This is a genomic window from Nonomuraea purpurea, from assembly GCF_042650645.1.
Taxonomy (GTDB): domain Bacteria; phylum Actinomycetota; class Actinomycetes; order Streptosporangiales; family Streptosporangiaceae; genus Nonomuraea; species Nonomuraea purpurea.
The window spans coordinates 134673-151832 of sequence record NZ_JBHSBI010000015.1 but is presented as its reverse complement, the minus strand read 5'-3'; the positions used below and the strand labels follow the sequence as shown (position 1 = coordinate 151832).

General features: G+C 72.0%; 18 protein-coding genes. 9 read left to right on the top strand and 9 right to left on the bottom strand.

Annotation, left to right across the window (positions count from 1 at the left end; all coding sequences use genetic code 11):
- Positions 1 to 6: 6 nt before the first annotated feature.
- Both manA and ACFOY2_RS28810 read left to right on the top strand, forming a co-directional pair.
- Positions 7 to 1191 carry a mannose-6-phosphate isomerase, class I gene (manA, locus tag ACFOY2_RS28815; protein ID WP_379531216.1) on the top strand — a complete coding sequence of 395 codons (1185 nt, stop codon included), beginning with the start codon at positions 7 to 9 and terminating at the stop codon, positions 1189 to 1191.
- A gap of 10 nt (positions 1192 to 1201) precedes the next feature.
- Positions 1202 to 2029: a maleylpyruvate isomerase family mycothiol-dependent enzyme gene (locus tag ACFOY2_RS28810; protein ID WP_379531215.1), complete on the top strand. Its 828-nt coding sequence runs from the start codon at positions 1202 to 1204 to the stop codon at positions 2027 to 2029.
- Between the two features lie 131 nt (positions 2030 to 2160).
- Here ACFOY2_RS28810 and ACFOY2_RS28805 read toward each other — a convergent pair whose 3' ends face one another.
- Positions 2161 to 3732, bottom strand: coding sequence for an FAD-dependent oxidoreductase (locus ACFOY2_RS28805; protein ID WP_379531214.1), 1572 nt, complete (start codon positions 3730 to 3732; stop codon positions 2161 to 2163).
- Between the two features lie 94 nt (positions 3733 to 3826).
- Between ACFOY2_RS28805 and ACFOY2_RS28800 the strand changes: the two genes are divergently transcribed.
- Positions 3827 to 4405 carry a helix-turn-helix domain-containing protein gene (locus ACFOY2_RS28800; RefSeq protein WP_379531213.1) on the top strand — a complete coding sequence of 193 codons (579 nt, stop codon included), beginning with the start codon at positions 3827 to 3829 and terminating at the stop codon, positions 4403 to 4405.
- Positions 4406 to 4511: 106 nt separating this feature from the next.
- A complete protein-coding gene (locus ACFOY2_RS28795; RefSeq protein ID WP_379531212.1) occupies positions 4512 to 5069 on the top strand; it encodes an Rv1733c family protein in 558 nt (185 codons plus the stop codon).
- A gap of 123 nt (positions 5070 to 5192) precedes the next feature.
- On the opposite strand, the gene ACFOY2_RS28790 is transcribed toward ACFOY2_RS28795, so the two are convergent.
- On the bottom strand, positions 5193 to 6035 hold the full coding sequence (locus ACFOY2_RS28790; protein ID WP_379531211.1) for an NmrA family NAD(P)-binding protein: 843 nt from the start codon (positions 6033 to 6035) through the stop codon (positions 5193 to 5195).
- 82 nt (positions 6036 to 6117) lie between these two features.
- Here ACFOY2_RS28790 and ACFOY2_RS28785 point away from each other — a divergent pair, with 82 nt between their 5' ends.
- Positions 6118 to 7008 carry an AraC family transcriptional regulator gene (locus tag ACFOY2_RS28785; RefSeq protein WP_379531210.1) on the top strand — a complete coding sequence of 297 codons (891 nt, stop codon included), beginning with the start codon at positions 6118 to 6120 and terminating at the stop codon, positions 7006 to 7008.
- Positions 7009 to 7176: 168 nt separating this feature from the next.
- Entirely contained in the window at positions 7177 to 8148 is a 972-nt protein-coding gene (locus ACFOY2_RS28780; RefSeq protein ID WP_379531209.1) for a TolB family protein, read from the top strand.
- Positions 8149 to 8163: 15 nt separating this feature from the next.
- On the opposite strand, the gene ACFOY2_RS28775 is transcribed toward ACFOY2_RS28780, so the two are convergent.
- The 3 genes from ACFOY2_RS28775 to ACFOY2_RS28765 all read right to left on the bottom strand — a co-directional run bounded on the left by ACFOY2_RS28775 (position 8164) and on the right by ACFOY2_RS28765 (position 10627).
- Positions 8164 to 9051: an ABC transporter permease gene (locus ACFOY2_RS28775; RefSeq protein WP_379531208.1), complete on the bottom strand. Its 888-nt coding sequence runs from the start codon at positions 9049 to 9051 to the stop codon at positions 8164 to 8166.
- A 64-nt stretch (positions 9052 to 9115) separates the two neighbouring features.
- Complete coding sequence (locus tag ACFOY2_RS28770; RefSeq protein WP_379531207.1) at positions 9116 to 9721, bottom strand: TetR/AcrR family transcriptional regulator; 606 nt, start codon at positions 9719 to 9721, stop codon at positions 9116 to 9118.
- Positions 9722 to 9763: 42 nt separating this feature from the next.
- Positions 9764 to 10627: a hypothetical protein gene (locus ACFOY2_RS28765; RefSeq protein WP_379531206.1), complete on the bottom strand. Its 864-nt coding sequence runs from the start codon at positions 10625 to 10627 to the stop codon at positions 9764 to 9766.
- 247 nt (positions 10628 to 10874) lie between these two features.
- Here ACFOY2_RS28765 and ACFOY2_RS28760 point away from each other — a divergent pair, with 247 nt between their 5' ends.
- The gene (locus ACFOY2_RS28760; protein ID WP_379531205.1) at positions 10875 to 11531 is read left to right on the top strand and encodes a helix-turn-helix domain-containing protein; all 657 of its coding nucleotides are present in this window, start codon (positions 10875 to 10877) and stop codon (positions 11529 to 11531) included.
- A 9-nt stretch (positions 11532 to 11540) separates the two neighbouring features.
- Here the strand turns inward: ACFOY2_RS28760 and ACFOY2_RS28755 are convergent, their stop codons facing one another.
- Positions 11541 to 12677 (bottom strand): esterase-like activity of phytase family protein, encoded by a 1137-nt coding sequence (locus ACFOY2_RS28755; RefSeq protein ID WP_379531204.1) that lies wholly within the window; start codon positions 12675 to 12677, stop codon positions 11541 to 11543.
- A gap of 326 nt (positions 12678 to 13003) precedes the next feature.
- On the opposite strand from ACFOY2_RS28755, the gene ACFOY2_RS28750 reads away from it, so the two are divergent.
- Together ACFOY2_RS28750 and ACFOY2_RS28745 are read left to right on the top strand one after the other, a co-directional pair.
- Entirely contained in the window at positions 13004 to 13789 is a 786-nt protein-coding gene (locus ACFOY2_RS28750) for a putative protein N(5)-glutamine methyltransferase (protein ID WP_379531203.1), read from the top strand.
- Between the two features lie 20 nt (positions 13790 to 13809).
- Positions 13810 to 14427 (top strand): TetR/AcrR family transcriptional regulator C-terminal domain-containing protein, encoded by a 618-nt coding sequence (locus tag ACFOY2_RS28745; RefSeq protein WP_379531202.1) that lies wholly within the window; start codon positions 13810 to 13812, stop codon positions 14425 to 14427.
- A gap of 21 nt (positions 14428 to 14448) precedes the next feature.
- Here the strand turns inward: ACFOY2_RS28745 and ACFOY2_RS28740 are convergent, their stop codons facing one another.
- The 3 genes from ACFOY2_RS28740 to ACFOY2_RS28730 form a co-directional block, all read right to left on the bottom strand.
- Positions 14449 to 15972: an alpha/beta fold hydrolase gene (locus ACFOY2_RS28740; RefSeq protein ID WP_379531201.1), complete on the bottom strand. Its 1524-nt coding sequence runs from the start codon at positions 15970 to 15972 to the stop codon at positions 14449 to 14451.
- Positions 15973 to 16105: 133 nt separating this feature from the next.
- A complete protein-coding gene (locus ACFOY2_RS28735) occupies positions 16106 to 16525 on the bottom strand; it encodes a thioesterase family protein (RefSeq protein ID WP_379531200.1) in 420 nt (139 codons plus the stop codon).
- Positions 16518 to 17093 carry a TetR/AcrR family transcriptional regulator gene (locus ACFOY2_RS28730; RefSeq protein WP_379531199.1) on the bottom strand — a complete coding sequence of 192 codons (576 nt, stop codon included), beginning with the start codon at positions 17091 to 17093 and terminating at the stop codon, positions 16518 to 16520. Before ACFOY2_RS28730 ends, ACFOY2_RS28735 begins: the two co-directional genes overlap by 8 nt.
- Positions 17094 to 17160 lie beyond the last annotated feature (67 nt).

Below are 17160 nucleotides of genomic sequence, written 5' to 3'. Positions count from 1 at the left end.
AACGCCGTGCCACACCCCGACCTGCCACCGACCACCGCGCCCATGCGCCTGGCCACCACCATCCGCCCCTACGACTGGGGCTCGGTCACCGCGCTGCCGGAACTGTTCGGCACAGAGCCCACCGGCCGGCCGCAGGCCGAACTCTGGATGGGCGCCCACCCCGGCGACCCCTCCACCGTCGAAGGCACCCCGCTGAACGACCTCATCACCCACGATCCTGCCGCCACCCTCGGCGAGCAGACGGCCACCCGCTTCGGCCCCGTCCTGCCCTACCTCCTCAAGGTCCTGGCCATCGGCCGCCCGATCTCCCTCCAGGTCCACCCCACCACCGCACAGGCCGAGGCCGGCTTCGCCGACGAGAACGCCCGCGGCATCCCCCTCGACGCCTTCACCCGCACCTACAAGGACGCCTCGCACAAACCCGAGATGGTCTGCGCGGTCACCCCCTTCCACGGCCTGTGCGGATTCCGCGACCCCGACGACGCCGCCAACCTCCTCGACCACCTCGCCCTCACCGACCTCGAACCCTGGATCCAGACCCTCAGGACCGAGGACGACGCCGTCCGCGCCGTCTTCGCCGAAATACTCGACGACGCGAACGCGCCCCTGCGCGCCCAGGCCGAACAGGCTCTGCTCACCCGCGACGACGACGTGCTCGCCCCCTACGCCGACATCGCCCGCGCCTATCCCGGAGACCCCGGCATCGTGGCCGCCCTCCTGCTCAACCACGTCACCATCCAACCCGGCCAGGCCCTCTACCTCGGCGCCGGCGTCCCGCACGCCTACCTCGGCGGCATCGGCGTGGAGATCATGGCCAACTCCGACAACGTCCTGCGCTGCGGCCTGACCACCAAGCACGTGGACGTGCCCGAGCTCATGCGGGTCGTCGACTTCACCCCGGGGGAGCCGTTCCTCGTCGAACCCACGCAGGACACACCCGGCGTGTACGACTACCGGCCGCCCGCCCCGGAGTTCGCCCTCACCCGCCACGAGCTGACCGGCGAGACCCCGCAGGCCCTTCCCGGCGGGCTCCCCCAGATCGTGCTCTGCCTCGACGGCGAACTCCGCGTCGGCGACAACCTGTTCCTGCGCCCAGGGCAGTCGGCCTTCGTCCCGGCCTCCGCGGGGCCGGTGCGGTTGTCGGGCAAGGGGACGGCGTACCGCGCCCAGCCCGGCGCCTTTACAAAGTAGATTACTACCTATGACGATCTTCGGCCCGGTTTCTGATGTCCGCCCCCTGTTCGCCCAGGAGCGGCGGGAACTGCTCCTGCTCCTCGGCTCACTCGACGCCGGCGCCTGGTCGAAAGCCACCGTGTGCCCCGGCTGGGACGTGCACGACGTGGTCGGACACGTCCTCAACGACTACATGCGGCGGCTGTCGGGCGGGCGCGACGGCTTCGCCGGCGCCCGCTTCGCCGATGACGAGACACTGCCGGGCTACCTGGCCCGCACCAACGACGAGTTCGTCCGGGCCACCCGGCAGTGCAGCCCCCAGCTGATGATCGAACTGCTCGCCCACCTCGGCCCCGAACTGGACCGGCTGTGGGCCGCGTTCGACCTGACCGCCCCCGCGCACCTGGAGGTGTCCTGGGCGGGACCGGGGCCCAGCCCCGCCTGGCTGGACATCGCCCGCGACTACACCGAGTTCTGGGTGCACCAGCAGCAGATCAGGGACGCGGTCGGGCGGCCGGGGGCCGACCGGCCGGAGCTCATGCGTCCCGTGCTCGACACCTTCCTGCGCGCGCTGCCCCACACCCTGCGCGAGCTGTCCCGCCCGGACGGCGCCATCGTGCGCGTCGTCGTCCCCGGCCCGTGCGGCGGCACCTGGCAGGCCAGGACCGACGGCGGGTGGCGCATGACCGACGACGCGAACTCCCCCGCCGCCGCCACCATCACCATGCGGGCCGGCGACCTCTGGCGGCTCGCCTCCCGGGGGATCACGGTGGCCGAGGCCCGCGCGCGGGCGACCACGCAGGGCGACCCGGCCCTGGCCGACGCGGTGACCTCACTGCTCGCCGTTGTCGCCTGACACCGCCCTGCAAGCGCTCCCACACCCGCGACGAGCGGCTGGACCGGGTGCCCACGCACGGCGGCCACAGCCGCTTCCCTCCGGAGCAGTCGGAGGTGGCGGGCATGGGGCGGCCCACCGGCCTCAAACGGTCAGCGGAGGCGGCGGAGTTTCAGCACGTTGTCCATGCGCAAGGTCGGACGTCCCTCCGGGTCGTTCTGGGTGCGTTCGAACTCCTCGCACGCCAGCACCTCCCACTCCTCCTCCCCCGGCTCCAGCGACTCGAAGACCTCCTGCGGCGTGGGGAAGTGCACCCCCTCGGGGTGATCGTGCTGGAACGACGGCCAGCCGCCGTGCCCGACGACGAGCAGCACCCCGCCGGGCACGACGGCCGCCGCCGCGGCGCGCAGGATCTTCTCGCGCGGCATCTCCATCGGCGCGTGCAGATAGCAGGCCGAGACCAGGTCGAAGCCGCCCTCGGGGAAGGACTCCCCCAGGTCGTGCCGTTCGAACACGATCCGGTCGGCGACGCCCGCCTCCTGCGCGTGCTCGGCGGCCCGGCCGAGCGCCACGCCCGAGACGTCGACGGCGGTCACCCGCCACCCCTGGCGGGCCAGCCACACGGCGTCGCCTCCCTCGCCGCACCCCAGGTCCAGCGCCCGGCCCGGGGCGAGATCCGTGGCGTCGCGGACGAGCCTGGCGTTGGCGTTCCCGCTCCACATGCGCGTGTTCTCGGAGTAGCGCCCGTCCCAGTACTCCTGCCATGAGACGCCCCCGGCGCGGCGGGCGGCGACGGCCGCGCGGGTCTCCTCGGCTATGAGGTCGGCGTTGATGGCCGCCCCGGCCTGCACGCCGGCCGCCGCCGCGCCGACGACCTTCTCGATCGGATCGGCGAGGTTGCCCGCCACCCACACGCCGGGAACCTCCGTCGCCCCGGAGGGGTCGGCCGGGATGCGGGTGCCGATCACGTGCCCGCCCCTCTCGTCCTCGACCGTCTCCAGGCCGAGCCCGGCCAGGAAGCCGGCACGGGCGTTCAGCCGGGTGGCGACGGCGAGGGCCTGGCAGGGGATCACCCGCTCTCCCACCTTCACGCCGCCGAGCCGGTCGCCGCTCACCTGCAGTCCGGTCACCTCGCCGGTCACGACGGTGACGCCGCGGGCGGCGAGTTGCTCGCGTTCTTCGTCGGTGAGCGGCGGCGCGGTGTGCAGGAAGAGGGTCACCTCCGCGCTCCACTGCCGCCACAGCAGCGCCTGGTGAACGGCGAGCGGCCCCGTGCCGAGGACGCCGATCGCCTGGTCGCGCGCCTCCCAGCCGTGGCAGTACGGGCAGTGCAGCACGTCCCTGCCCCACCGCTCGGCCAGCCCTGGCACCTGCGGCAGCTCGTCCACCCCGCCGGTGGCCACCAGCAGGCGGCCCGCCACGACCGAGGAGCCGTCGTCGAGCACGATCCTGAACCCGCCGTCGCCGAGCCGCTCGGCCGCCGCGACCGTGCCCGTCACGATCTCGCCGCCGTACCCCTCCACCTCCTTGCGCCCTGCGGCCAGCAGTTCCAGGGGCGGCATGCCGTCACGCGACAGGAACATGTGCACCCCCTGCGCGGGCGCGTTCCGCGGCTGCCCCGCGTCGATCACCAGCACCTTGCGGCGGGCCCGCCCCAGCGTGAGCGCCCCGCTCAGCCCGGCCACCCCGCCGCCGACAACCACCACGTCGTATGTCGCGTCCATCGTGAACGTCCCTTTCGTCGATCCGATGCGCGCCACTGTCCGCCGAACGCCGGCGATTTGACAAATGTCATTGCCGAAATGGCAATGTGGAGCCATGGACCTCGACGACGTACTCCAGTCCGTGGGCCCGCACCTGCGATCGCTGCGCGTGGAGCGGGGCGCGACGCTGGCGCAGCTCTCGAAGAGCACCGGCATCTCGGTCAGCACCCTGTCACGCCTGGAGTCCGGTCAGCGCAAGCCGACGCTGGAGCTGCTGCTGCTGTTGGCCAGGGCCCATCAGGTGCAGCTCGACGAGCTCATCGACGTGCCCACGACGGGCGATCCGCGCGTGCACCTGCGCCCGATCAAGCGCAACGGCCAGACGTTCATCCCGCTGAGCCGCCGGCCGGGCGGGGTGCAGGCGTTCAAGCAGATCTACCCGCCGCACTGGCCGGGCTACGAGCCGGAGCAGCAGGTCCACGAGGGGTATGAGTGGCTGTACGTGCTGGCGGGGCGATTGCGGCTGCTGCTCGGCAAGCACGACGTGATCCTCAGGCCGGGGGAGGTGGCGGAGTTCGACACCAGGACGCCGCACGCCTTCATCAACCCGGACCCGGAACCGACCGAGGTCCTGGCCCTGTTCGGCCCCCAGGGCGAACGCATGCACATCCGCGCCCGCCCGGCCGCCAAGTGATCACCGGCCAACGCCCGACAGCGACAATCAGCACTTAACCGGCGATAGCGGTGGGGTGTGCTCCTGTTCCTTCGTGAGCGCCTAAAGTCCTCTGAGGGGGTGCTCGATGAAGCTTGTGACCGCGTGGTGGCGAAGGTACCGGCTGGACCGCAATCCGCTGCGGCGGCGTTCCGATCGGGTGGAGAGCGTGGCGCTGGCGGTGGCGGCGTCCCTGGTCCTGCTCAGCCTCTGGCCGGCGGTGGCGGCGGGGCGGCAGGCGTACGGGAGCGTGCCCGACACGACAGGCCGCCAGCAGGTACGCGCGACGCTGCTGGCCGACGCGCCGGTCGCGTACCTGTCGTTCGGCGAGGTCGCCACAGGAGAGCTGACGCCGGCGCGGTGGACGACGGCGTCGGGGCGGCAGCACACGGGAAGGCTCCGCGCCCCGGTCCTGGCCAAGGCGGGCACCGAGCTGAACATCTGGGTCGACGCCGGCGGCCACCAGGCCGCCCCGCCACCGAGCAGGGACGAACTACGCATCACCGGCGTGGCGACGGGCCTGCTGATCATGCTGGTGTCGGCGACGCTCGTGACGGCGGCGTTCGCGGGGGTCCGCTGGCTGCTGGACCGGGGACGGTACCGCGCCTGGGACGCCGCCTGGTCACCCGTCAAAGACTCTCTCTGAGGGTCGCCGGGTCCAAGCGGCGGCGAGCTTGGTGACGTTCTCGGGGATCGAGGGGTCGAAACGCCCGGGGTTGAGCAGGGGCCGACCGGTTGACAGGTCGGCGGCCGGCACGGCCCCCGAGTGTCAGTCCCACGCCCCCGCGTCGGCGGCGCTGCGGGCGTAGGCGGAGAAGTCGCGGGCGTCCCTCCCGAGCGCCTGCCGCACCCCCTCCGACAGGTACGCGTCCTTCCCGCGCCTGATGGGCGAGACCACGTCCGCGTACTCCTTGGCGTCCCCTTCCGGCCAGCCCTGTCCGACCAGCTCGGCGACGAACTCCTGCGGCCCGAGCGGCACATAGCGCACCGTACGGCCGGTCGCCGCGGAGATCTCGGCCGCGACCTCGGTCATCGTCAGCGCCCTCGGCCCGGACAGCTCGTAGGTCCGCCCCGCGTGCCCGTCCTCGGTGAGCGCGGCGACGACGACGTCGGCGATGTCCTCGGCGTCCACGAAGCTGGCCGCGCCGTCCCCGGCGGGCAGCCTGAGCTCGCCCGCCAGGACCGCCTCGCGGAAGAAGCCCTCGCTGAAGTTCTGGGCGAACCAGCCGGGCCGGACGATCGTCCACGGCAGGCCGCTGTCGCGTACCGCGCTCTCCCCGTCGACGTGGGTCGCGCCGGCGTCGGCGTCGCCCACGATGTAATCCGGAACGTCCACGCCGCGCCCCGACAGCAGCACGAGCCGGCCTGCGCCCAGGCCGGCCGCCCGCTCGACGAAGGGGCGGGTGAGGACCGCGCCGTCGAGCGGCACCACGTACACCGCCGCGACGCCGTCCAGGACGTGGTCCCAGGTGGCGCGGTCGTTCCAGTCGAAACGCCACTCACCGGAACGGGAGGCCACGCGTACGGCGGCTCCGCGCGCCCGCAGCCGGGCGGCGATCCTGCTGCCTGATTTGCCCGTGCCGCCGAGAACCAGAATCGCTTGTTCAGTCATGAGTCAAGTCAACGGCCCTCGCCCGGCCGGGCGCCATGTTCGTGCGGCTCGCGGGCATTCGCGGGCGTCTAGGGTGGGTGCCGTGGATGTGTTGGCCCGCTTGCTGGACGGGGTGCGGGCGCGGGGCGCGGTGTTCGGGCAGGCGGTGCTGGATCCTCCGTGGTCGCTGCGCTTCTCCCTGGACGTGCCGCTGTCGCTGGTGACCATGGTGCGCGAGCATGGCTGGGTCGTCCCCGACACCGGTGCGCCGGTACCGCTCGGCACTCGGGACGTGGCGGTCGTACGCGGTCCTTTCACCGTCGCCGACGACCCGGCCACGCCGCCCGGCCAGGTGGTCACCCCTGCCGACTACTGCGCGCCTGGGGCCAGGCGGCTGGCCGCGCGCACCTGCGGGGAACGGCCGGACGGGCCGGCGCTGCTGCTCGGCGGCGCGTACGACGGCGGGGTGAGCGAGCGGTTGCTGCGGGCGCTGCCCGAAGTGCTGGTGGTACCGGCCGACGACCGGCGGCCGGGGCTGGTGGACCTGGTGAGCATGGAGGTCAGCGAGGACGCGCCGGGGCAGCAGGTGGTGCTCGACCGGCTCCTGGACGTGATGCTGGGCGCAGCCCTGCGCGCCTGGTTCGACCAGCCGGGGGCGCCGTCGTGGTACCGCGCGACGGGCGACCCGGCGGTCGACCGCGCTCTGGGGCTGCTGCACGACGATCCGGCCCACCCGTGGACGGTGACGGAACTGGCGGCCAGGACGGGCCTGTCGCGGGCCGCGTTCGCGCGCCGCTTCACCACGGCGGTGGGCGAGCCGCCGATGCGGTACCTGACGGGCTGGCGACTCGCGCTGGCGGCCGACCTGCTGCGCGGCAGCGACGCGACCGTGGCCGGCATCGCGCGCAGAGTCGGGTACGCCAACGCCTTCGCCCTGAGCGTCGCCTTCAAACGCGTACACGGCATCACGCCCTCGGAGCGACGCCGCATCTAACGCTGCCCAACGGCATCACGCCGTAGAAACGGCACCATATCCCACGCTGACCCAACGACATCACACCTTAGGAGCGCCGTCGCATTGGCACGTGTGCTCTCACCTCAACCGGCCGACCTCTGCCGTTCATCCCCTTCGGCCGTGCATGATCACATATGATCCGCTGACATGATCATGAACTTAGGGGCCGCACTGGCCCTGGCCGCCACGTTGGGCGCGCCGCCCGCCCAGCCTCCGACCGGGAAGCTGCCGGGGACCCAGGCCACCATCGTGGCGAAGATGGCCGGCCGGCCGATCCAGTTCACCTCGTATGGCGCCCCGACCCCGGGCAGGCCCCACGACGGCTCGTGGGCCTGGGATCCGGCCAAGCGTGCCTTCGTGGCCGCCGACGGCACCCTGTCCGTCTCCCCCGACGAACGCTGGGCTGCCCTCCTGCACGAGACCAGGGGCCTCGGCGTGCCCAAGGTGACGGTCACGGACCGCGAAACGGGCGAGCGGACGGAGATCGAGCTGCCCGTCCCCCAGGACCCCACGCGGGAGAACGGCTACCTCCAAACGTTGTGGCCGACCTGGTCGCCGGACGGCCGCCATCTGCTGCTCAACGTGTTCGAGGCGGGAGGCGAGCCGCGTTCCGCGGGGATCGTGCTGATCGAGACGCCCACGCTGAAGCCGCGCTTCGTCCGCATCGACAAGGCCCTGATCACGGTCGGCGGCTTCCAGTGGACCCGCGACGGCAAGGGCGTCGTGGTGCGGTGGGGCAAGAACGGCAGGACCTCCATCCGCCAGTACGACCTGGAGGGCGCCGTCAAGCGCACCTGGCACGTCCGCGGCCGCCCGGTCGCCCAGGGGCAGGGCACGTTCACCCCGTCGGGCCGCCGCTTCGTCACCGCGTGCATGTCTCTGGAGAGCTCGGCCTGCGTGTGGGACACCGCCACCGGCAAGGCCGTCACCCGGGTCAAGCTGCCCTCCAGCCCCGTCTGGGGGTCCGTGCTCGGCTGGTACGACGAGCGCCGCCTGATCGCCGCGACCGGCAAGGGCGTCGGCGTCATCGACCTCAAGGGCAAGGTCGTGGAGACTTTGGTCACGCTCGGCAAGAACCAGCACTTCTACCCGCGTTTCGAGGCGCGCGGGAAGGGCTGAGCCAGGCGGGCGGGCTCAGCCCCGCCCGTACCGGTCCTCGGCGCGCCAGAAGTACCAGAAGCCGAAGGCCACCGAGAACACCGCCCAGAACACGCACGACACCCACACCATCGGCGGCGGCGTGTGGCTGCCGATCAGGATGTCGCGCATCCACTCGATGTAGGAGGCCGCCGGGTTGAGGTACATCGCGGTGGCCACCCACTCGGGCAGTTTCGCGCTGTTGACGACCTTGTCGTGAATGGCGAAGAAGACCCCTGACGCGTACAGCCAGGTCCGCATGATGAACGGCAGCAACTGGTTCAGGTCGCGTATCGAGGCCCCCAGCCGGGCCAGCACCAGCCCGGCCCCGATGTTGAACATCGTCTGCAGCAGCAGCACGATCGGGATCGTCAGCCAGAACCAGTTCGGCCACTCCTTGGTGAGGACCACGATGCCGAGCAGCACCCCCATGGAGATGGTGAGCTGCTGCAGTTCCTGGATCGTGTAGGCCAGCGGCAGCGAGGCGCGCGGGAAGTGCAGGGCGCGGATCAGCGACAGGTTGCCGGAGATGGACTTGGCGCCGGCGGTGACGGTGCGCTGCGTGTAGGTGAAGACGAACATCCCGGTCAGCAGGAACGCGGGATAGTTGTCGATGTTCTTGCTGCCGCCCAGGATGAGGCCGAACATCACGTAGTAGATCGCGGCGTTCAGCAGCGGGGTGAGGACCTGCCAGAGCTGGCCCAGGGCGGAGCCTGAGTACTTGGAGACGTTGCGCGAGGTCGCGTACGTCAGGATGAAGTGCCGCCGCTCCCAGAGCTGGCGCACGTAGACGGGGAACCTCGGCCGCGCGATGGCCGGACGCAGCCCGTGTCTGCGGGCGAGCGCCGCCAGGGACTCAGACGAATGGTGTTCCAACTGGCTCATGCACACCTCTTGACGCGTCACGGTCCATCCGAGCAGGACCCGGCACCAAGCCGAGGCTAGCTGATCAGCCCTGCTCAGCCCATTGATTCGGGGTCTTGACGCCGAGGGTCTCCTCGACGGCCTCGCGCATCGCCGCCGCGAGCGGCCCCTCGCCGGTCAGCGCCCACACGATGAGCACGCCGTTGTAGGCGATCTGGACCGCGCGGGCCAGCCGGGGCACCTGCGCCTGGCCCGCCAGCTCACCCGCCGCGACCGCCTCGGCCAGCAGCGCCGCGATCTCGTCGTGCATGCGGCGGGCGTGTTCCGCGGCCCGCTCACGCAGCTCGGGGTCGGTCAGGTCGAGTTGCAGCAGGCCGATGCTGTTGGCCAGTTCCTCCCGCGTGGCCACGGCGGAGGAAAGGTCGGCCAGGGCGGCGTGCAGCGCCTCCAGCGGGGAGTCGTGCCGCTCGCGGGCCCGCTGGAACGGCAGGCGCACGCTCTGGTTGGCGTGGTCGGCGAAGGCCGTCAGCAGCCCCTTTTTGGAGCCGAACCGCTGCACCAGCGTGGCCGGCGACAGCCCCGCCTCCGTCGCGACGGCGGCCAGCGTGAGGCCGTGGGGGCCGTGGCGGCCGATCGCCCGCCCGGCCGCCTGGAGGATCGCCTCGTCGCTGGTCGTGCGCGGCCTGCCCATGAACGCCCCCCTTTAATGAATGCCCGTTCATGAACCAGCCTATTACGGGGGCGATCCTTCGAGGGTGACGCCGGTGACGGCGAAGCGTTCGACGGCGGCGACGTGCCCGCCGGTGGAGGCCACGACGGTCAGCGTCCCGCCGGGGGGCGTGGAGAAGGAGACGTTCGCCGACCACGGCGACTTCTGGCCTCCGGCGCTCACACAGCACCGCTCCCCCACCGGGTCCTGCTTGCCCGGCCGCCGTACCTGGATCCTGACGCTCTCGTCCACGCCCGTGATCCGGCCGCCCACGGTCAGCGGCGAGGCCACCGACGCGCCGTACTTGGGCGTGGTCAGCGTCAGGTCGGTGTCGTCCGTGCCGACGACCTCCCAGGGGGCGTCGTCGCCCGAGCCGTACCTGACCAGGTGCACGACGGCGGCGACCAGCCGTTTCCCGACGTCCTCGCTGCGGTAGCCGACGTGCACCCGCGCGTGCCTGCCCTCCTTGACGGTCTTGACGGCCTGGTCGATCTCGCCGAAGCCGAGGTAGTCGCGGGTGAAGGCGACCGCGGTGCGGCGCGGGTCGAGGTGCCAGGCCCGGTCGCCGTCCTTGCGGTAGGCGCGCTGCCAGGCCGTCACCTCTTCAGGGCCGGAGAAGGGCCACAGCGGCTGGTAGGACCCGGCGACGAGCCGCTCACGCGGCGTGGCCGAGGGAACCCGTGGAGAGCCGGTCGACTCGGCCGGGCCGGGCGAGGTGGCCTGGCTGGTCGGCTCGGCCGCGCTCGGGGGCGTCGGGGAGTCGACCGAGGCCGTGGAGGTGGCCTCGGGTTCGGCCCCGGGGCCGCCGCTGCCGCCCGCGCCGCAGGCCGCGGCGCCCATTCCGAGCGCCACCACCAACGGCAGGAAGCGCCCGGTGAACGCTTTCATCCGCAAACCTCCAAGCCCCCGGGGGGATCACGTCGTGCGGGCCCGCTGACGAGAACCTACCCGCAGGAAGAGCGCGACACGCCCGTATCCGCCGGGGCTGCGGCGCCTCAGGCCGCTGTGGGGGGCGCGGCAGGGCTGGGCGGCGCGTGCGCGGGTAGCGTCCACAACGAGGCCACCTTCCGCCTGACCAGGCCGTGCCTGGACGGGCTGGGTTCCCGGCCTTCCGCTCTACGGGGGAGAAGCGATCATGACTGGCACCGGTGATCTCGGGCGACGCATCATCCACCACCGCGAACGGCTCGGCCTGACCCAGGAGCAGGTCGCCGAGCGCGCGGACCTGGCGCCCGGATACGTGAAATACCTGGAGGAGAACGTCGACACCCCCGACCAGGGCGTCCTCTACCGCCTGGCCGACGCCCTGAGCACCACGGTCGACGAGTTGCTCGGCGCCGGTCATGATCGGCCGCCCGGCCGCGGCCCCGCCATGGCGCATCCCACGCTGGAGGTGCTGGAGCAGGCGGAGTGCCTGCGGCTGATCGAGCCAGGGGGGATCGGGCGGGTGGCGTTCAGCGGCTCGCACGGGCCGACGGTGATGCCGGTCAACTTCAAGATGCACCACGGCGCGATCATCTTCCGCACCGCCGAGGGCGGCCCCATGGACCAGGACCTGCGGACGGGGCTGGCCGGCGTGGACATCAAGATCGCGTTCGAGATCGACATGATCGACGAGACCAACCGCGAGGGCTGGAGCATATTGGTGCAGGGCCCGGCCCACCACGTGGAGCCCGAGGAGGTCGCCGACGTCGCCGCCTCGGGCGTCACGCCGTGGGCCGGCGGCGAACGCCACCTCTACATCCGCATCATCCCGCACCAGATCTCGGGCCGCCGCATCCACTGTCTGTGAGCGCGGGGCTCAGAGGTTGCAGCCGGTCGCCGCGAAGGCCAGGAACTGCGTCACCTCGTCGGCGGCGAAGTTGTCGTCGGACCCGATCACCAGCGTGCACTCGCCGTTGTCGAGCCTCGGCCCCCAGGCCAGGCCCTCCAGGTTCTGCGTCGGCCTCCCGAACACGTGCACCAGCCGCTTCCTGACCGCCCGGTAGGTGCTGCCGAGCGAGGGCCTGTTCAGCACGTTCGTGGCCCCGCGCAGGTCCACCTCGTACAGCTTCACCCGGTATCCGACGCCCTCCATCCAGGCCCGTTCGAGCGCCAGGTAGCGGAAGTCGTCGACGGCCAGCAGCTCCGACACGCCGGTCTCGGCCAGGCCGGTCGGCGGGTTGGGCGCGGCGGGCAGGGCGTCGAGCGGGTAGACGTACTGGCCGCGCAGCCGTCCGGTGCGGCTCCACGTGGTCAGCCGGGCGGGCGCGCCGCGTTCGAGCGTCGGGGGCGGCCCGTCCTCGTAGCGCGGGCCCTCGGTCACGGCGGCGATCGTCCGCTCGGCGACCGCCAGCCCCTCGAAACCCTGATTACGCCGCGGCCCGACGTCGGCGCTGGTGAGCTCCAAATTCGACGGCACCGGCAATTCCGACAATACCCGGCCGTCGGCGCCCATGATTCGCACCGCGGAACTCGATACGGGAATGTCCGGATGAGTGGCGTCGGGCCGGTCGCCCTCGTCGCCCCACAGCAGCCCTGTGCTCCACGGGTCGAACCTGATCGTCTCGGGGTCGGCCGAGTACGGCTGCCCGTATGCCGGGTAGGGGGTGCCGTCGGCCCTGGTCATCGTGGTGACCCCGGTCAGGCGCACCCCGTCGAAGGTTCCTTTCTCCAGGTCGATGTCCAGTGTCGCGGTGTAGAAGCGGGCGGGGTCGTAGCGCCACCGGTCGTCGGAGACGAAGACCCAGGTCCCGGTGCGGGGGTCGCGGTCGATCCCGGACAGGCCGCCTACGACGGTCCCCTTGAACCGCATCAGGTGCGGCAGACGCTGCTCCCCGATGAAGCGGGTGAGCCGCACGGGGTCGCTCGCCTCCGCGGCCGTCGGCACCGTCAGGCCTGCCGACAGCACCGCGAGCGCGGCGGCGATTTTTATTGTGGTTCTGCGTGAACGAGCCATTTTCTCCCCCAGCCGAAAGGCAACCGACGGAGGAAATGAATAGCGCGGATCAGCGGCGAAGTCCATCCGCAGATAAACGCATGCCACGCACAAAAAGGGCAATTAACCAGGAAATGCTGTCGGGGATCGCGAGAAAGTCCCGGCGCCGGGGCGTCCAGGCTCGGCCGGTCGTCGTCCATGCTGGTGGGTGGCGGGCTCTGGTACTGTGGCCGTCTCGGACGAGATCGACCTTGGGAGGTGAGACCCATTACCGCTGTGTCAGGCCGGGTGCTCCCTTCCAGCGATCGTTAGGTTCACCGCGGGAGCGCCCATTCCGAAAGGCTCCCATGTCGGTTTTTTCGTCATCTGTCGCTGAGGTCGTGGTCAGGCTGCGCGCCGCCGGGTGCGTGTTCGCCGAGGACGAGGCGGCACTGCTGATCTCCGCCGCCCCCACGCAGGACGGCCTGGACGCCATGGTCGGGCGCCGAGTCGCGGGCGAACCCCTCGAACACGTCCTGGGCTGGGCGGACTTCTGCGGCCTGCGGGTGGCGGTCGAGCCGGGGGTGTTCGTGCCCCGGCCGCGTACCGCCTTCCTCATCGAGCAGGCCGTCGCCCTGGCCGGCCCGATCGAGGGCACGCCGGTCGTCCTCGACCTGTGCTGCGGCACGGGCGCCATGGGCGCGGCCGTGGCCTCGCGGCTCGACCGCGCCGAACTGTACGCCGCCGACCTCGACCCCGCCGCCGTGCGCTGCGCCCGCCGCAACCTGCCCGCCGCGCACGTCTACGAGGGCGACCTGTACGCGCCGCTGCCCGCCGCCCTCCTGGGCCGGGTGCACCTGCTCATCGCCAGTCCCCCGTACGTGCCCTCGCGCTCGATCGGGCTGCTGCCCGCCGAGGCCCGGCTGCACGAGCCGCTGCTGGCGCTCGACGGGGGCGGCGACGGGCTCGACGTCGTACGGCGGGTGATCGCCGAAGCTCCCCGATGGCTCGCGCCGGGCGGCCACCTGCTGGTGGAGACGAGCGAACGCCAGGCGGAGGCGACCGCCTCGGCCCTCACCCGGGCCGGACTGGCCGCGCGGGCCATGGTCTCGCGGGAACTGGACGCCACGGCCGTGATCGGAACCCGCCCTTAGCGCTGTAAAGTGGCCCCGCGATGGCACAGAAAGGACTGGCGCGCGACACCGTCGTCCGCGCCGCGCTCGAACTGCTCGACGAGGTCGGCCTCGACGGCCTGTCGGTGCGCCGGTTGGCCGCCCGCCTGGGCGTGCAGAACCCCGCGCTCTACTGGCACTTCCGCAACAAGCAGGAGCTGCTCGAGGAGATGGCGCGCGAGCTGCTGGCCCCCGAGATGGGCGGGCCGCGCCAGGACGAGTCCTGGCGCGAGTGGCTGACCCGCCGCGCCCACCGCTACCGGCGGATGTTGCTGAGCCATCGCGACGGGGCGCGGCTGATCTCCGGGAGCAACCCGGGCCCCGAGGTGGCCCAGGCGTTCGAGCGGGAGCTGCGTACGCTGGTCGAGCTGGGGTTCACGCCCGCGCAGGGCCTGCACGCGATCGGCTCCATCAGCCACTACACGCTCGGGTTCGTGCTGAACGAGCAGGCCGCGCGCGAACGCCAGGCGCGCGGGGACGCCCAGGAGCTGCCGGCGTACGACGACTTCCCGCTCACGGTCGCCGGGGTGCGCGAAAGCGGCGCTCCGACGAGCCAGGAGGCCTTCGCCCACGGCCTGCGCCTCATCCTCGACGGAGTCGCCGCCTCGGCCCCGGCCTAGCGGCTCGGGGCCGGTCGTCCCTCAGCTGTTCGTGATCGAGGCGCCCCAGGGGAGCCGGTCCGTCGGCCACACCTCGGGCTGCCGCTTCACGCTCGCCTCGCCCCCGCCCACCGGGCAGCGGAAGCCGTGCGGCGGCACGGTCAGCGAGATCAGGTAGGCGTCGATGGGCTCCGTGCTGCACCGGTCCTTGCCGTAGATGCGGTGCCCCCAGCCCTCATAGGTGAGCAGCACCGCCTTGCGCCCGAGCTGGCGTGCCACGTTGGCGGACCAGCCGTACGGGGTGGAGGGATCGTGCAGCGAGTTGCCCAGCAGCAACGGAGCGCTGCCGGTGTAGCGCAGCCGGTGCTGCGGGTTGGTGGTGGGGTGGTTGAGGCAGACGGGCAGGTCCTCGATCGGCATCGGGTTGAGGCGCATGTCGGGCGCCCGTCGCTTCGAGCTGCGCAGGAGCGCGGCGTACTCCTTGTAGTCACGCACCCGCAGGTTGTAGTCCTGGCACAGGATCGCGGTCGGCAACTGGGCGACCTCGCTCGTCACGGGCTGCCTGCCGGGCAGCGGGGGCACCCACGGCGGCAGCGGCCCGCCGTCCAGGGCGCGCAGCATCTCGCTCAGCAACTGCCAGGCGGGCCCCTCAGTGCCGAGCACGCCCTGCCACAGGACCTGCACCTCGGTCATCGGGCGGTCGGGGACGCCCGGGTAGTACAGCTCGCCCTTGCGCGCCTTGGCCAGCAGCCGCTCCCACACCGCCCGGACGTCCTGCCCGTGCAGGGCGCAGCTCGGCTCCTGGTCGCACCAGCCGGCGAACTCGTCGAAGGCGTCCTCGACGGCCGCGGCCTCAGAGTCGAGGAACGCCTTGACGCCGAGGCTGTGGTCCATGTTGCTGTCGAGGGCCAGCGCCCTGATCCGGTTCGGGAACAGTTCGGCGTACATCTGCCCGATCAGCGTCCCGTAGGAGATGCCGTAGTAGGTGAGCTTCTCCTCGCCGAGGGCGGCGCGGATGGCGTCCAGGTCGCGTGCGACGTTCACCGAGTCGACGTGGTCGTACAGCGGGCCCGTACGAGCCCGGCAGTCCTGACGCAGCCGCTTGGCGTAGGCGGTCCACCTGTCGAAGTCGGCCTGGCTGGTCATGACGGCGTAGGGCATCTCGTTGTACACCGACGCCGAGCAGATCACCGGATGGCTGCGGCCCACGCCTCGCGGGTCGAAGCCGACGATGTCGAAGCGCCGCTGGAGCTCCTCGGTGAAGAACCCGGGGGCGCCGTAGGCGGCCTCCACGCCCGACCCGCCGGGACCGCCCGGGTTGATCACCAGGGATCCGACGCGAGCCGCGGGGTCGGTGGCCTTGCGCCTGGCCAGCGCCAGGTCGATGGTGGGACCGTCCGGCTTGGACCAGTCGATCGGAACGGCCAGCGTGCCGCACTCGGCGGCGGGCTCCTCTTCACAGGGCGCCCAGGCGATGGCGGCGCGGGCGGCGCCCCCCGCCGGAACGGATAACAGCGCCGCCACCACCGCGAAGGCGGCGGTGAACAGGGAATACTTTTTTCGCATGTCGCTCCCGTCGTCGTCGTCGGCCCCCGTACAACACACGGCCGACCAAAGGTCATCAAACCGAAGCGGAAAGCGTTTCGCACGCCTTTCTGCGGCGTCCTCCTTTTCCGGAGCCGTTCCGTACTCCGCGGGTTCAGCCCGGCCCGCCCTTGCGCCCGACCCGTTCGGTGAAGCGGGCGGCGTCGATGACGGCGCGCTCGTGGGTGCCGGTGCTGATGACGTCGTGGCCGTCGTCGGCGCTCACCTCGAACGTCAGGCGGCGGCCGGCGACGCCGGTCAGGCGGGCCCGGCAGGTGACGTTGAGGCCGGGCGGGGTGGCGGCGCTGTGGCTGACGTCGATGTGCGTGCCGACGGTCTGCTCGCGTGGCCAGTCCAGGTAGGGCATGAGCGCGCGCACGCACGTCCACTCCAGCAGCCCGACGAGGAACCCGGTGGCCAGCACCGGCGGCATCGCGGCGAACTCCGGCGACTCCGGATAAAGCGCTGCGACGATCTTGCTCTGCGGGATCGGGAAGGAGAACTCGTGCTCAAGGCCGATCGGCATCTCACGCATCGGCCACTCCGATCAGCCTGGCCGCCGCCGCCTTGGCGCGCAGCATCGCCGTACGGTCGTCATCGACCACCACACGCGCGTTGGCCCCGTCGACGAGCAGCAACAACGCGTCGCCCACCACGTCCGGCGCCGCCACGCCCGCCTGTTCGGCCAGCGTGGTGAACGTCCGGCGCAGCCAGGACTTGTAGGCCGAGATCACCGCGCGGGCCGGATGGCCGGGGTCGGGCAGCTCGACGGCCGCGTTGGTGAACGCGCAACCCCTGAATCCCTCGCGGCCGTGCCCCTGGGCCAGCCAGTCGAAGACCGCCAGCACCGCGGGGCCGCCGCCGGCCCCGCGGTCGGCCAGGTAGGCGGTCAGCGCCGCCTGCCGTGCCGCCCTGCGGCGGTCGAGCACGGCCGCGACCAGGTTCTCCTTGGAGCCGAACTGGGCGTACAGGGTCGGCTTCGACACGCCGGCCCGCTCCACGAGCGTGTCGACGCCGGTGGCGCGGATGCCTTCGGCGTAGAAGACGTCGGTCGCCACCTCCAGCAGCCGCCGCCCGCCGGGACTGAGTCGATGATCCTCCACGGCTGAATACTGACAGGTCAGTAAAGTCGCCGCAAGCGCCCTCGTTCACCCGCGGCAGGGGCCCGCG

Bases quoted from the DNA above. Each gene is read 5' to 3' on its own strand.
- ACFOY2_RS28780 (WP_379531209.1), top strand. From the start codon at position 7,177: ATGATCATGAACTTAGGGGCCGCACTGGCCCTGGCCGCCACGTTGGGC.
- ACFOY2_RS28770 (WP_379531207.1), bottom strand. From the start codon at position 9,721: ATGGGCAGGCCGCGCACGACCAGCGACGAGGCGATCCTCCAGGCGGCC.
- ACFOY2_RS28760 (WP_379531205.1), top strand. From the start codon at position 10,875: ATGACTGGCACCGGTGATCTCGGGCGACGCATCATCCACCACCGCGAA.
- ACFOY2_RS28810 (WP_379531215.1), top strand. From the start codon at position 1,202: ATGACGATCTTCGGCCCGGTTTCTGATGTCCGCCCCCTGTTCGCCCAG.
- ACFOY2_RS28740 (WP_379531201.1), bottom strand. From the start codon at position 15,972: ATGCGAAAAAAGTATTCCCTGTTCACCGCCGCCTTCGCGGTGGTGGCG.
- ACFOY2_RS28805 (WP_379531214.1), bottom strand. From the start codon at position 3,732: ATGGACGCGACATACGACGTGGTGGTTGTCGGCGGCGGGGTGGCCGGG.
- ACFOY2_RS28765 (WP_379531206.1), bottom strand. From the start codon at position 10,627: ATGAAAGCGTTCACCGGGCGCTTCCTGCCGTTGGTGGTGGCGCTCGGA.
- ACFOY2_RS28795 (WP_379531212.1), top strand. From the start codon at position 4,512: ATGAAGCTTGTGACCGCGTGGTGGCGAAGGTACCGGCTGGACCGCAAT.
- ACFOY2_RS28800 (WP_379531213.1), top strand. From the start codon at position 3,827: ATGGACCTCGACGACGTACTCCAGTCCGTGGGCCCGCACCTGCGATCG.
- ACFOY2_RS28775 (WP_379531208.1), bottom strand. From the start codon at position 9,051: ATGAGCCAGTTGGAACACCATTCGTCTGAGTCCCTGGCGGCGCTCGCC.
- ACFOY2_RS28745 (WP_379531202.1), top strand. From the start codon at position 13,810: ATGGCACAGAAAGGACTGGCGCGCGACACCGTCGTCCGCGCCGCGCTC.
- ACFOY2_RS28755 (WP_379531204.1), bottom strand. From the start codon at position 12,677: ATGGCTCGTTCACGCAGAACCACAATAAAAATCGCCGCCGCGCTCGCG.
- ACFOY2_RS28750 (WP_379531203.1), top strand. From the start codon at position 13,004: ATGTCGGTTTTTTCGTCATCTGTCGCTGAGGTCGTGGTCAGGCTGCGC.
- ACFOY2_RS28735 (WP_379531200.1), bottom strand. From the start codon at position 16,525: ATGCGTGAGATGCCGATCGGCCTTGAGCACGAGTTCTCCTTCCCGATC.
- ACFOY2_RS28790 (WP_379531211.1), bottom strand. From the start codon at position 6,035: ATGACTGAACAAGCGATTCTGGTTCTCGGCGGCACGGGCAAATCAGGC.